The following is a 12,889-nucleotide window of genomic DNA, read 5'->3' on the forward strand; positions in this document are numbered from 1 at the left end:
GAGTTTTCAGGCTCAGGCCATTTTGTTGGCGCATTAAATAACTGGAGATGCCTATACCGTCTGGCACAGTTCCCCCAGTCCTTTACAATCGAACTATTGTTCACTTTGTGTAGAGAGCCTGCGCCATGACTGATGATCAACGCGCTTTGCAAGCCAGTATCCGTGCGGAATTGGGGATCACGGATCATTTCGATGTTCAGCAGGAGATCGAACGCCGCGTCCGCTTTCTAAGTGACTATCTGCTGCGTACCGGCTGCCGCAGCCTGGTCCTGGGGATCAGCGGGGGCGTGGACTCCCTGGCAGCAGGGTGTCTGTCTCAGCGAGCCGTAGAGCAGGCACGTCAGCAAGGCCATCAAGCGCAATTCATCGCCGTGCGTTTGCCTTACGGTGAGCAGGCTGACGAGAAAGACGCCCAAGGTGGTTTGAAGGTTATCAATCCCGATCAGACCTTGGTCGTGAACGTGAAGCCCGCATCGGATGCCATGCTGGAGCAATTGCTGGCCTCCGGCCTGAAGTTCCGCGATGCCGCTCAACAAGATTTTCTGATGGGCAACATCAAAGCCCGTCAGCGTATGGTGGCGCAGTACGCGATTGCTGGTGCGAACGGTGGCTTGGTGGTGGGTACAGACCACGCCGCTGAAGCCTTGATGGGTTTTTTCACCAAATTTGGTGACGGCGCTGCTGACATTACGCCTTTGGCAGGCTTGAACAAACGCCGTGTGCGCGCTTTGGCTACGGCAATGGGCGCTGCTGATGCCTTGGTCTTTAAAGTCCCCACCGCTGACCTGGAAAGTCTCAGCCCTCTGAAGCCAGACGAAGATGCCTTCGGTGTCAGCTACGACCAGATTGATGATTTTCTGGAAGGCAAAGCCATTGATGATGAAGCCACGCAGATCATCATCAAGACTTTCCATGCCTCGGCGCATAAACGTGCATTGCCGGTGGCGCCCTGAGCATGAGCACCAAACCAGCCGAGAGCAATGTCAAAACTGCTCTGCGCGTTATCGAGATCATCGAACTGTTTGCTCGAGAGACACGCCCTTTAGCGCTTTCTGAAATGGCTCGATTGCTGGATGCGCCTGTATCCAGCTGCTTGGCTTTGCTGCGCACGTTGTCCCGGCAGGGGTATATCTACGAGACGGGGCGTCGGCAAGGTTATTACCCGACAGGCCGTTTACTGGCGATGGCCCAGCGTATTTCTCAAGCAGACCCGATTCTGGAAAAAGTACGCCCCAGTCTGGAAGAACTGCGCAACACCACGCAGGAAACCGTTGTGTTTGGCAAGCTGGATCTGGATAAGAAAGTGGTCTATGTAGAGGTGATTTCTTCCCCGCATCCCATCCGCTATGTGGCGGTGGCAGGAACCCAACGCCATGTTCATGCCAACTCTATTGGTAAAGCGCTGTTGTCTCAGATGACACTGGAAGAGCGCGCCCAGCTTTTGGGTGATGGGCCTTTAGAGGCCTTTACGAACAAGACCTTGACCAGCCTGGACAGTTTGAATGCAGACCTGGAAACCTCTGCGCAGCGTGGCTGGTACGGCAATATGGGCGAATCCATGTCCGATGTGGGCGGTATTGCGTGGCCCATCCGGATTTCAGGCGGCAGTTACGCTATTTCGATTGCAGGTCCTGTTTATCGTATTGAACAGAACCTGCAAAGTTATGCGGAGCGCCTGCGTGTAGCTTGCCGTTTTATTGAAGAGGCCTAGAAGGCGGCTCAATAGGACTTGGGCAGTCCCAGCACTTTTTCCGCTATATAGCACATGATTAATTGCGGGCTGACAGGAGCCAGACGCGGAATAAAGCTTTCGCGCAGATAGCGCTCTACATGGTATTCCTTGGCGTAACCCATGCCTCCTAGGGTTTGAATGGCGGTCTGACAAGACTGGAAACCGGCTTCGGCTGCCAGGTATTTGGCGGCGTTGGCATACTCCCCGCAAGGCTTGCCAGCATCGTACAAAGCCGCAGCCTTCAGAGTGACCAGGTCGGCGGCTTCCAGCTGCATCCAGGCTTGAGCCAGCGGGTGTTGTATGCCTTGATTCTGCCCGATTGGTCGTCCAAATACGTGCCGTTCTTTGGCATAGAGGGTGGCCTTCTCCAAGGCGGCTCTGCCCAGTCCAATAGCCTCGGAGGCGATCAGAATCCGTTCCGGGTTCAAGCCGTGCAACAGATAGCTAAAGCCTTTACCTTCTTCACCGATACGGTCCTCAACAGGAATACGCAGCCCGTCGATAAACAGCATGTTCGAGTCCACCGCGTTGCGTCCCATCTTGTCGATATGGCGCACTTCGATGGTGCTGCGATCCAGGTCTGTATAGAACAGAGATAGACCATCCGTTGGTTTCTTGACTTCCGATAGCGGGGTTGTGCGGGCCAGTAGCAGGATTTTGTTGGCAACTTGTGCCGTGGAAATCCAGATCTTGCGACCATGCACCTGATAATGGTCACCCTGCAAAACAGCACGGGTTTCCAGCTTGCTGGTATCCAGTCCGGAATTAGGCTCGGTGACACCAAAGCAGGCTTTGTCTTTGCCCTGAATTAATGGTGGCAGAAAGCGGGCACGCTGCTCATCGTTGCCAAACACCACGACCGGATTCAGACCAAAAATATTCATATGTACGGCAGACGCCCCCGAGAACCCGGCGCCTGTACGGGAGATGGTGTGCATCATTAGAGCGGCTTCCATCATGCCCAAGCCCGCCCCGCCGTATTGCTCTGGCATGGCAATGCCCAACCAGCCACCGTCTGCCAACGCTTTATGAAAGTCATGGGGATAGACGCCATCCTGATCGCGGGCCAGCCAGTACTCGTCATCAAACTGCTGGCAAACCGACTCAATAGCCTGCACCAAGGCGCGTTGATCTTCGCTTAATTCAATATTCATACAATCTGGTCTCGGGGTGAGGGGTGAACGCTGGCCAGCATGGCCTGTATGTCTTGCTCGGTGTAGCCCAGCTCTGCCAGAACCTGGGCGGTGTGTTCTCCCAGGCTCGGTGCATGGCGTCGAATGCTGAGAGGGGTGCGCGAATATTTACCCAGAGGGGAGGGGGTGCAGATAGGGCCCTCGGTCGGGTGTTCCATATGTTGCAGATGCTGTACCGCTTGTAGATGCTCGTCATCGATCAGTTGTTCGATGGAGTACAAGGGGGCGGCCGGGATGTCGACCTGACGCAAGGCGTGGAGCCAATAAGCTGTGTCCTTTTGCTTGATCTGTGAGGCCACAAAGTCATAGACCTCGCCGATATGAATGGCGCGGGCCGAGTGCGAGCTGAAACGTGGGTCCTGTTGCAGTTCGGGTTGACCAATCAGGGAGAAGAAATTGGTCCAATGCTTGTCGTTGTAGATCAACAGCACCAGAAAGCCGTCACTGGTTTGATAGGGCTTGCGCTCTTTAGCCAGCAGGCGGGCATAGCCGGTGGGACCCAGTGCAGGCTCAAAAGAGTGGCCGCCCAGATGATCGCCCAGCACAAAATGCGCCATTGCTTCGAACATGGGGATTTCAATGGCCTGGCCTTGGCCACTTTGGCGTGCCTCAATGACACCAGCTAGTACCGCTACGGCTACATGCAGACCTACTGTGCGATCACATAGAGTCAACGGCGTATAGCGAGGTACATCACCGGACTGCTGCTGGTAGAGATGGCCTAGCCCCGTCATGCCCTGGATCAGGTCATCGTAGGCAGGACGTCCGGCGTAGGGGCCATCTTCCCCGAAGCCATAGGCGCCGACATACACAATAGCCGGGTTAGCAGCGGCGACGCGCTCGTAATCCAGGCCCAGGCGTGCCATGGCAGCCGGGCGCAGATTGTAGAGCAGCACATCCGATTCCCGAATCAGCTGCAGGCAGGCCTCTTGACCGGCAGGGGTCTTCAAATCCAGAACTACGGATCGCTTATTGCGGTTCAGATGGAGAAACAAGGCCCCCATAGCCGCGTTGCGCATAGGGCCGACTGCCCGCATGGTGTCCCCGCTGGGGGACTCCACCTTGATCACGTCAGCTCCCAGATCGGCCAGAATTTGCGTGGCAAAGGGCCCCATCACCACCGAGCTTAAATCCAGAATACGGATACCGCTCAAGGGGCCCACATTGTCCTTCTTGTGTTCAGTCATGGCAGGAGTCCACCCAATTACTGAGGGCCGAGATTGGCGTCATTAATCAGTTTTCCCCACAGTACATACTGCTCTTGAACAAACTGGGCAAACTCCTCGGGTGGGCCACTAAAGGCATCAAAACCTAGCTGGGCCAGCTTCTGGCGCACGGCTTCGTCCTGAACAATTTCATTGATTGTGCGGTTGAGTAGCTGCACGCGCTCCGGGTCCATCCCCGCCGGGCCGAAAAATCCGTTCCAGGAAGTGATGTCAAAGTCAGACAAGCCTGCTTCTTCCATGGCAGGCAGATCGGGCAGCAAGGCACTGCGTTTGGCGGTGGACACGGCCAAGGCTTTCAGGCGGCCACTATTAATAAAAGCCAGCCCGGAGGTGACGTCGGTAAACATGAAGTCTACTTGCCCGGCGATCAGGTCAGTCAGTGCTTGAGGGGTGCCTTTGTACGGGACATGCAGCGCTTTCATGCCTGCTTGCAGATCCAACGTGCCGCCTGCCACGATGCCGGTACTGTTGCCAGAGGCGTACGTAATCTGACCAGGGTTGGCTTTGGCGTATTGCAGCAGCTGCTCAACGGTTTGGTAGGGACGATCGGGATTCGTCACCAGAATAAAGGGCAGGTTGCCGCCACGGGCAATGGGCGTGAAATCCTTGATCGGATCATAGGGCACATTTTTCATCAGCCACGGTGCAGCAGAATGCGAGGTATTGGTGGTGATGAACAGGGTGTAGCCATCTGGGGCGGCCCGTTTCACATAGTTGGCCGCAATCGAAGCATTGGCACCAGGGCGGTTTTCAACAATGATGGTCTGGCCTACCCGCTTGCCCATCTCTTCCGCAAAGATCCGACCTACGGCATCGGTGCCTGATCCAGCCGGAAAAGGCACGATCAAGGTAATGGCTCGTTCCGGATACTGAGCCCAGGCATTGCCACCCATCAGCAGCATGGCGGCGCTACAGGCCAATACGGCCTTGCAGCGTGAACGTAGCGAAAGCAAAAGATTATTTTTCTTGAAATTCATAGCGGTCTCCTCTGGGTGGAAAGGCAGGGCGCGTTAGCCCAAACCAGCAAGCACAAGCGAATCAGCGGATAACCCGATCGGGGTGCTCTTCGTAGGGCGGGGAGTAAATCACCAGCAGTTGGGCAGGTTCATCGCTGGTGACGGTGAAAACGTGCTTTTTGTCTGGGGGGAGATAGCAGCACTCGCCTGCTTTCATCTGACCGCGCTCACCGTCGACTTCTACATCGGCAGTACCGCTGAGCAGATAACAGACCTGCTCGATTCCAGGATGCGCATGGGGAAGGGCGCCCTGGTTCTTTTCAATCACACCCAAAAGCACCTCCACATGCTTGGCACCGACATTGGCCTGACTGATCAGGCGACGATTCACGGTGCCCGTGTGGTTGGCGGGAGAGTACGCAACGGCGTCTTCGGGACTAACAATCCAAGATGGTTTTTTCATTTCTAAATTTCCTGTGTGAGAAAAATATTTTACGTATGTGAAAAATTAAAAAAACTGGGGTTTACCTGTGGGTGATTGATTTGGAGGGTTTAAGCAGAAAAAGATGCCGTAGCTCGTGTCTGAACTGCAGTCAGGCCCGCAAAGTGGAAGGACTGGGAGAGGGAGGGAAGGGAGGGCTCTAGCGTGTTGAGCTGAGCAGCAAGAGAGGCCTGAGAGTTGCCGTGGACATACAAACTTGGCCGTAAGGCGTTGGAAGTAACTTTTCCCTAGTCCTTTAGTTGGACGAGGAGGATACTTGGTAGGCGATGCAGATCATGTAGTTGAGCCTTCGGGCCTTGGCTTAGCTCCAACGCTGAATAGGTCAGTGCCATATCAATTCTGGTTTGATCAGAAAGATCGGGTTTGCTTAAAGCGGGTTTGCCGTATCAAACGCCTCGCTCAGCTTCTTGTAAGAAACGGGTATTCCTCGGGCTGTGATCATGCTATCGTCAAAAAACTTTCGGGCACCGACCCATGCCCAGACCAATAGACAAGAGGGTCTCCACCGTTTATGCAACCCGTCTTACCCGCATTTCTAATCGCTCGCTGGCTATTGCTGCTCTTGCTGGCCGCAGGCGTCTACTTTTTAAAGGGATTTCTGGTCCCTGTCCTCGCCGCGTTGATCATAGGCCTGGCCGGTTGGCCCTTATATAAACGGCTGGTCGTACGCTGCAATGGCCGCACCGCACTGGCGGCTACATTGGCCTTGCTGGTCGTCATCGTGGTCCTGGTCGTGCCCTTGTCCCTGGCCTTGTCCTTTGCGATCCAGGAAGCCAGCAGCTTCATTACCTGGGCGCTGGCCGCCAACCGCTACGGCACTCCTACTCCGGAATGGATCAAAGCCATGCCCCTGATGGGCGAGCGCTTGACCGAGTACTGGCAAGTCTATTTAGGCGAGCCCCACGCGCTGGGCGAGCTGGTCGAGATGGTTAGCGGCCAGCATCTGGGCAATATCTATCGCATGGTGCTGTCCGCTACCGGCAACGTGTTTCACCTGCTGCTGACCGTGCTGTTCATGCTGATCACGCTGTTCTTCATCTTTAAAGATGGCGACAGGCTGTTGGTGCAATTGGATATTGTTGGTGAGCGCATCCTGCCAGGCCGCTGGCAGCGCTTTTCTCGTGTTGTGCCTGCTACTGTTAACTCCACTGTCACCGGGATGGGCTTGATCGCCTTGGGTGAGGGCGTGGTTCTCGGTATCGCCTATTGGATTGCAGGTGTTCCATCGCCTGTACTCTTGGGTGTGATCACCGGCTTTATGGCGTTGATCCCCGGCGGTGCTCCCCTGTCATTCACAATGGTGTCCTTGTATTTAATAGGCTCTGGTCACCTGGTGGCTGGCGTGAGCCTGTTCTTGTGGGGCGCTATCGAACTGTTCATCGTCGATAAAACACTGCGACCACGCCTGGTGGGTGGCCCGGTGAAACTGCCGTTCCTGCCTACGTTCTTTGGTTTGGTTGGCGGTGTGCAAACAATGGGCATCGTGGGCTTGTTTATCGGCCCGGTCCTGATGGCTTTGTTGGTCGCGATCTGGAGAGAGTGGATTCGTAACGGGCAGGCTGTGGCAGGGGACTAGGGGCTCCATACTCAGAACCAAAAAATTGAGCAGGCCAGGACGGTGTACCTGGCCTGTTTTTTTTATTTGGAATCCAGGTTTGAGTATGGCCAAAAGTGGTGTGGGTTCCTGCCTGCCTAGAACCGTCCGTTAATGCTTAAGCAGTTGTGACAAAGCAGGCGGAAAACGGGGCTTCCGACGGATTTTAGGTGGGAATGTTTTCAGTGCCAGGCTAAATTTAAAAAAATTGCTGTGGCACTTGCCAAAACCCTCAGGAATCTGCGTATAATAACAATCTTTCCTTCCAAGCCTGGATTCCCAGGTTGCCATACCTAGCCCGGGTGGTGAAATTGGTAGACGCAGGGGACTCAAAATCCCCCGCCGCAAGGCGTGCCGGTTCGATTCCGGCCCCGGGCACCACTCAAAAATCCCTAGTGTTTACAAGCACTTAGCGCGATTAAAGTCATAGCCCCAGTACTGGGGGATTTTCTTAAAAGTTCGCTTAGGTACAGTTTCGGTACATTGACGCAGCGCAATGCGTTCGGCTGCACGTCATGCAGAGCATGGAGAAGAACTGGGGGACGGCTACCGGCGGTTCAATCAACGATAAGCGACGCGCACGGTGGCGTTTGTATCGGCCTCGCCATCGGCAGGGCCATTTCTCGTTTATCTCATACGTCTCTCAGCGTTTCGATTGGGCAACCTCTTCGGTTGCATCCCGCGTCCGTTCTTGCCGGACTGGCTGCATGGCCTCCAGATGCGTCAAGGATGGAGGCTGCGCCCGGCATCCTCACCCGTTCCCTACGCCTTACTCCTGGCTGCGCGGCCTCCGGTACCGCCCTTGACACCTCCTCCAGCCAGAATCACTACATGCATGCCGAACTGCGCCATAGACAGCGCGGATGACGGGGCAAGGGGTTGGTGCGGCCCGCAGCCCTACGGGCGAGGACACGGCCCTTTGACACAGCAGGAGTGCTCATACGCTGCGCCCAGGGGTAGGAGTTCAGGGCCATTGGCCCGTAACCCCTGCCCCCGAGGTCCCGCCGGCGAGGGTGGAGAGTCCAGAGAGGCAAAGCCTCTTTGGGAAGTGTCCATCACGGATGGCAGCCAATATCGCCGTCAATCGGGAAAACCTATTGATAGCCACAAAAGCAAGACAATTTCTGCGTGAAACCTTTTTGCCTGTTTTCTCGACAAAGCGCCAAAAAAATCCCACACCTTGTAAAATAGCGTTACCTAAAGCACGGGAGACAACCATGGCTGAGATGGGTTCGCACGAAACGGAACAAACTAAAACAATATCCGGTGCCGAGCGCGACCGGCGTGTAGCGGCCGTCAACTATGCACGCGCATCAGTGGGTTTGGAGGGATTCTCGCTCAGTGCAGCAGATGAAGAACATGCTCAACGGTTCATCGACGGGGACATAGACCTCGAAGAATTTGTGCAACCGCGTAGTGCCTTGGCAAGCCCAAAAGCTTAGTCATGACGAAGAAAATATAGGTGACTGAAGCTAGTGCAGGATAGGCTTTCGCCGGGTTCTGTATTACACAATCATTTAAAAACTGTCACGTGGGCGTCAACACGATCTTTAGCTAGTTTAAATAAGACCTTCAAGGACGAGAGGACCGGATGGAGCTTCATAGCGTCAAGTTACGCCTTCAAGAGCACCTCAGCGATGGAATGGTTACGGTGGTTGGTTCCGGCCTCTCCTGCGCTGAGGGCCTTCCGGGGATGGGGGAACTAGCAAATTACTTGCTCACCAATATTGGTTCTAATTTAGAAGAAGATGATTCGACTGCGTGGAAAGAGATAGGGCGATTAATTTTGAGCAAAGGCTTGGAGGCGGCGCTCTTAGCGATGCCTCCAACACCTGCCCTCGAAACAGCCATTTCCTCTGCTACGGCAGAGCTAATATCTGAGCGTGAACGATCGGTTATATCTGAGGTATTTTCTGGAAAGCGGACACTGCGACTTACTCGACTACTTTCGCACCTCGTTAAGCCGCCCTCTGGACTAACGATTGTCACTACAAATTATGACCGGTTAGTAGAAATCGCCGCAGAAGAGGCGGATCTTGGGGCTGATACGATGTTTACCGGACGCTTCGCCGGCCAGCTAAACGAAAATGAAAGCCGGATGAGCTTCTGTCGGGGAATCACTATGAAACCCCGGAGAGCGGCCTCTTTACAGTTCAGACACAGAGCTATCGTTTGCAAACCTCACGGAAGTCTTGACTGGTACGCAAGAAATGGGCGTCCAGTATTCTATGCCGGAGAATTAACTGGAGTCAGCCGCCTAATAATAACGCCAGGACACAATAAGTTTCGTAACGGCTACGAAAGCCCTTTTGATCACCATCGGTCCAAGGCAAACGAAGCAATTGACCGAGCAAGTCGATTCTTAGTCTTGGGGTACGGATTTAACGACGACCATTTAGAAACGCATTTGTCGCCCAGCATCAGGGCTGGCAAACCAACATTGATGCTGACGCATTCGTTATCTGCCGTGGCAAGAGATTTTGCATTCAAATTCCCGAGCGTTATTGCTCTTGAGCACGCCCAGAAATCTGGGGTCACCGGCACGAACGCCGTAATTGAACAGCAAGAGTTTTTCTTCCCAAATATTGCAATATGGGATGTTAATTCCTTTGTTACGGAGGTACTTGAACCATGACAGCCACACCCGCAGCACTACAATTCTCCGAAGCTGAGTTGCTTGGCCGAGTGTCTTCGGTCGATACAAGCCAAGTCGCCGTCGATGTATCTAACTCAGTGTTATTGACCAGAATAGGTATAGGTAACCTAATCGCAATTAAGGGTAGTACCGAGCGCGAATTCCTAATTGCAATTACAGAACGGGTCACACGCATCCTAAGCGATGCGCTACCTGACCAATTGCCTGCGGATGGCGAGGACTTACCACTAACCGCTGTGCCTACCGATGCGGTAAGAGGCGCATTGATTGGGACTTTTCGCACCGTAGATGGGGAAAAGAAAAATACGTTTAAACGCGGCGCTGATAGTTTTCCACAGATTGATCGCGAGTGTTATGTCATAGAAGGTGCAAATCTTCAACGATTCATGGGCATACTTGGCGCCGACTACCCGCCGAACGAAAGACTAAGGCTGGGAGCTTTTGTTGCTGATAGAACCGCAGAGGCTATTGCCAGTGGCGATAAGTTTTTCCAAAGACATGCCGCGATTCTGGGAAGTACTGGTTCGGGAAAAAGTTATGCAGTGGCATTAATTCTCGAGCGGGCAGCCCAGCTCAAGTACCCTAATATCCTTGTGTTTGATATGCACGGAGAGTATGCACCGCTGTCGGATGAGAGCAAGGGCGGCTTTGCCAGCAGACTGCGCATCGCAGGCCCCGGGGACTTGGCTCAGCCAGCCGACGACGCATTGTTCCTTCCCTACTGGCTGTTGAATCGAGATGAGATGCTGTCAATGATTCTCGACCGTAGCGATCAAAATGCTCCCAATCAAGCTTCTAGATTCACGTCTCATGTACGCACTTTAAAAGAGCGAACGCTCAAAGCAGAAGGCAAAGATGACGTAGCGCAAACCTTTACTGTTGACTCTCCAGTTCCGTACGAGATAAAGGATCTACTGGATCTCTTAAACATAGACAATACCACCAAGGGCGTCGGCAAAAACGGACCTGTTAAAGGTGAATGGGAAGACAAACTGACGAGATTTATCTCTCGCATGGAAGCAAAATTGGAGGATCGACGGTATGGATTTATGTTCTCCCCGCCACCCCCTGCAATCGCCTACGATTGGCTCGCCGTACAGATTGCAAAATTGCTTGGTTCGAATGAAGGAAAGGGAATAAAAATAATCGACTTCTCAGAGGTGCCATCAGATGTCTTACCGGTAGTCACAGGAACTCTTGCTCGACTACTCTATGACGTGCAGTTCTGGATGGCCGGAAGTGATCGCACGCCGGTCACATTGCTTTGCGATGAGGCTCACCTCTACCTTCCGGTACGTGACGATGCTGATGCTGTTCAGCGTCAAGCCTTGGGGGCTTTCGAGCGTATTGCCAAAGAAGGCCGGAAGTACGGATTTTCATTGTTAGTCGTTAGTCAGCGCCCGTCAGACGTCAGTAGAACAATATTAAGTCAATGCAACAACTTTTTGTCTTTGAGATTAACCAACGATGCAGACCAGGGAGTAATTAAGCGCTTGATGCCCGATTCCTTAGCCGGCTTGACCAGCGTGCTCCCTTTACTGGATACAGGCGAAGCCTTGATGCTAGGCGACGCGGTTCTACTACCCTCTCGTATCAAACTGGACTTGCCCACCATAGTTCCTGATAGTGCAACCCGAGATTTTTGGAAGGATTGGGGAACACAAGCTCCAAATGTTGCAGCCCTGACTAAGGCTGTAGAGTCACTACGTAGCCAAACGAGAAAATAAATTGTTTGGGTCGCAAAATTTATCCTCCTCGCCAAATGAAAGCCACATGCTATTGTGGAAGATTAAGAACTCACTGATATCTAAGTTATTCATTACTCGGGCAGCCATATGGATATCTAATGTAGAAATCCATCCGGCACTTGAAGCATATGGAGTCGCTTAACCATGGCAATTAGTGACAACACGGTGAAGCTGCTCTGGGGCCGTGCAGCCGGAATTTGCTCAAATCCTGGCTGTCGGGAAGATCTGACCGTCCTGCTCGAGGGTATTCGTGGCTTCAACGTTGGCGAGATGGCTCATGTTATTGCCAGTAGCCCTACTGGCCCACGAGGAGTGGCCGGCGGAGGAAGTGATGAGTATGAAAACCTAATTCTTCTGTGCCCAACGTGTCATCGTAAGATCGACAAAGCTCCGTCGGGAACCTACTCGACGGAAACGCTTCATTTATGGAAAAGATCTCATGAGGCTAGCATTCGTTCCAATGGCATGGCAAAAATTTTTCAGAGCTCTGAAGAATTAAAGAAACACATATCATTCCTACTTGCTGAAAACCATGCGCTGTGGACCACTATAGGGCCGCAATCATCAGTGGCAAAAACAGATCCCGGATCAAACATGCATGAAATTTGGACGTTGCGAAAACTTGATACGATCGTCCCCAATAATATTGAAATCGTCAATACAATCGGCGCAAACTTTAGGCTACTCAGCAAAACAGAAATATATCTATTTTTCTTATTTAAAAATCACGCTAAGGCCTTTGAGCAACACCAATACACTAGGTTAGACAATTACCCACTCTTCCCCCAAGAGTTTGAGAAAGCGATGCAACCATGAGCCAGAACGGAAGCAATACTTGGAATGTGAGCTTTGCCCAGATTTCATGGCTCGAGCGACTTATTCGAAGCCACGGAAACTTTCTCAACCTCAGCCGACATCACGATATCGTGTTCGAATTAGATCGACGTCAACAGCAAGATCATCTTTCCATAATATGTCTCAACGAGTACGCGATGGGGCTTACCGCAGTACATCGTGTTATCCATGAATTCGGAAAGCCATCAATTATTTATATTGGTGGCAGGTGGTGCGGTTACACGGAGCAAGCAAAGGAATTTTGTCTTTCTGAGCGTATAGGACTTTATGTCACAAATGAAATGTCGGGCGCTCTTTGGGCCAGCGAATATTGGGGATATCATCAACGAGACCAGAAAGGCAATCCAAACTATTACTTTAGTCGAGAGCAGGCTTAGTTCTGTCTATGGTTTCGGATCCGCGTTTCGCGGAGAAGAATTTCAAGATA

General features: G+C 52.9%; 12 protein-coding genes and 1 tRNA gene. 9 read left to right on the top strand and 4 right to left on the bottom strand.

Translation table 11 applies throughout. The features are described 5' to 3' along the window. Positions 1-125: 125 nt before the first annotated feature. Both nadE and WFM49_RS10370 read left to right on the top strand, forming a co-directional pair. Complete coding sequence (gene nadE, locus WFM49_RS10365) at positions 126-953, top strand: ammonia-dependent NAD(+) synthetase (protein WP_336973086.1); 828 nt, start codon at positions 126-128, stop codon at positions 951-953. A 2-nt stretch (positions 954-955) separates the two neighbouring features. Further along, positions 956-1,711, top strand: coding sequence for an IclR family transcriptional regulator (locus tag WFM49_RS10370; protein WP_035273598.1), 756 nt, complete (start codon positions 956-958; stop codon positions 1,709-1,711). An 8-nt stretch (positions 1,712-1,719) separates the two neighbouring features. On the opposite strand, the gene WFM49_RS10375 is transcribed toward WFM49_RS10370, so the two are convergent. The 4 genes from WFM49_RS10375 to WFM49_RS10390 all read right to left on the bottom strand — a co-directional run bounded on the left by WFM49_RS10375 (position 1,720) and on the right by WFM49_RS10390 (position 5,570). After that, positions 1,720-2,886 carry an acyl-CoA dehydrogenase family protein gene (locus WFM49_RS10375; protein WP_247966048.1) on the bottom strand — a complete coding sequence of 389 codons (1,167 nt, stop codon included), beginning with the start codon at positions 2,884-2,886 and terminating at the stop codon, positions 1,720-1,722. Next, a complete protein-coding gene (locus WFM49_RS10380) occupies positions 2,883-4,112 on the bottom strand; it encodes a CaiB/BaiF CoA transferase family protein (RefSeq protein ID WP_336973089.1) in 1,230 nt (409 codons plus the stop codon). Before WFM49_RS10380 ends, WFM49_RS10375 begins: the two co-directional genes overlap by 4 nt. A 17-nt stretch (positions 4,113-4,129) precedes the next feature. Continuing rightward, positions 4,130-5,128, bottom strand: a complete 999-nt coding sequence (locus WFM49_RS10385) for a Bug family tripartite tricarboxylate transporter substrate binding protein (RefSeq protein ID WP_083054261.1) — start codon at positions 5,126-5,128, stop codon at positions 4,130-4,132. Between the two features lie 61 nt (positions 5,129-5,189). Further along, positions 5,190-5,570: a cupin domain-containing protein gene (locus WFM49_RS10390; protein WP_026484142.1), complete on the bottom strand. Its 381-nt coding sequence runs from the start codon at positions 5,568-5,570 to the stop codon at positions 5,190-5,192. A gap of 550 nt (positions 5,571-6,120) precedes the next feature. Between WFM49_RS10390 and WFM49_RS10395 the strand changes: the two genes are divergently transcribed. The 7 genes from WFM49_RS10395 to WFM49_RS10425 all read left to right on the top strand — a co-directional run bounded on the left by WFM49_RS10395 (position 6,121) and on the right by WFM49_RS10425 (position 12,839). Then, on the top strand, positions 6,121-7,185 hold the full coding sequence (locus tag WFM49_RS10395; protein WP_021447032.1) for an AI-2E family transporter: 1,065 nt from the start codon (positions 6,121-6,123) through the stop codon (positions 7,183-7,185). A 314-nt stretch (positions 7,186-7,499) separates the two neighbouring features. Beyond that, positions 7,500-7,584 (top strand) — tRNA-Leu (locus WFM49_RS10400). 680 nt (positions 7,585-8,264) lie between these two features. Then, on the top strand, positions 8,265-8,645 hold the full coding sequence (locus WFM49_RS18650) for an antitoxin VbhA family protein (protein WP_442893031.1): 381 nt from the start codon (positions 8,265-8,267) through the stop codon (positions 8,643-8,645). A 149-nt stretch (positions 8,646-8,794) separates the two neighbouring features. Further along, positions 8,795-9,838, top strand: coding sequence for an SIR2 family protein (locus WFM49_RS10410; protein WP_336973091.1), 1,044 nt, complete (start codon positions 8,795-8,797; stop codon positions 9,836-9,838). Next, positions 9,835-11,586, top strand: coding sequence for an ATP-binding protein (locus tag WFM49_RS10415; protein WP_336973094.1), 1,752 nt, complete (start codon positions 9,835-9,837; stop codon positions 11,584-11,586). Before WFM49_RS10410 ends, WFM49_RS10415 begins: the two co-directional genes overlap by 4 nt. A 165-nt stretch (positions 11,587-11,751) precedes the next feature. Next, complete coding sequence (locus tag WFM49_RS10420; protein ID WP_336973096.1) at positions 11,752-12,423, top strand: HNH endonuclease signature motif containing protein; 672 nt, start codon at positions 11,752-11,754, stop codon at positions 12,421-12,423. Further along, entirely contained in the window at positions 12,420-12,839 is a 420-nt protein-coding gene (locus tag WFM49_RS10425; RefSeq protein WP_336973098.1) for a hypothetical protein, read from the top strand. The genes WFM49_RS10420 and WFM49_RS10425 overlap by 4 nt, the downstream gene beginning before the upstream one ends. The last annotated feature ends 50 nt before the right edge of the window (positions 12,840-12,889 follow it).

This window comes from Alcaligenes sp. PF14 (assembly GCF_037150615.1).
Taxonomy (GTDB): Bacteria; Pseudomonadota; Gammaproteobacteria; order Burkholderiales; family Burkholderiaceae_B; genus Alcaligenes; species Alcaligenes phenolicus.

What these genes read in the sequence shown, in the direction of transcription:
- nadE (WP_336973086.1), top strand. Translation starts at nt 126, where the DNA reads ATGACTGATGATCAACGCGCTTTGCAAGCCAGTATCCGTGCGGAATTG.
- WFM49_RS10370 (WP_035273598.1), top strand. Translation starts at nt 956, where the DNA reads ATGAGCACCAAACCAGCCGAGAGCAATGTCAAAACTGCTCTGCGCGTT.
- WFM49_RS10375 (WP_247966048.1), bottom strand. Translation starts at nt 2,886, where the DNA reads ATGAATATTGAATTAAGCGAAGATCAACGCGCCTTGGTGCAGGCTATT.
- WFM49_RS10380 (WP_336973089.1), bottom strand. Translation starts at nt 4,112, where the DNA reads ATGACTGAACACAAGAAGGACAATGTGGGCCCCTTGAGCGGTATCCGT.
- WFM49_RS10385 (WP_083054261.1), bottom strand. Translation starts at nt 5,128, where the DNA reads ATGAATTTCAAGAAAAATAATCTTTTGCTTTCGCTACGTTCACGCTGC.
- WFM49_RS10390 (WP_026484142.1), bottom strand. Translation starts at nt 5,570, where the DNA reads ATGAAAAAACCATCTTGGATTGTTAGTCCCGAAGACGCCGTTGCGTAC.
- WFM49_RS10395 (WP_021447032.1), top strand. Translation starts at nt 6,121, where the DNA reads ATGCAACCCGTCTTACCCGCATTTCTAATCGCTCGCTGGCTATTGCTG.
- WFM49_RS18650 (WP_442893031.1), top strand. Translation starts at nt 8,265, where the DNA reads ATGGCAGCCAATATCGCCGTCAATCGGGAAAACCTATTGATAGCCACA.
- WFM49_RS10410 (WP_336973091.1), top strand. Translation starts at nt 8,795, where the DNA reads ATGGAGCTTCATAGCGTCAAGTTACGCCTTCAAGAGCACCTCAGCGAT.
- WFM49_RS10415 (WP_336973094.1), top strand. Translation starts at nt 9,835, where the DNA reads ATGACAGCCACACCCGCAGCACTACAATTCTCCGAAGCTGAGTTGCTT.
- WFM49_RS10420 (WP_336973096.1), top strand. Translation starts at nt 11,752, where the DNA reads ATGGCAATTAGTGACAACACGGTGAAGCTGCTCTGGGGCCGTGCAGCC.
- WFM49_RS10425 (WP_336973098.1), top strand. Translation starts at nt 12,420, where the DNA reads ATGAGCCAGAACGGAAGCAATACTTGGAATGTGAGCTTTGCCCAGATT.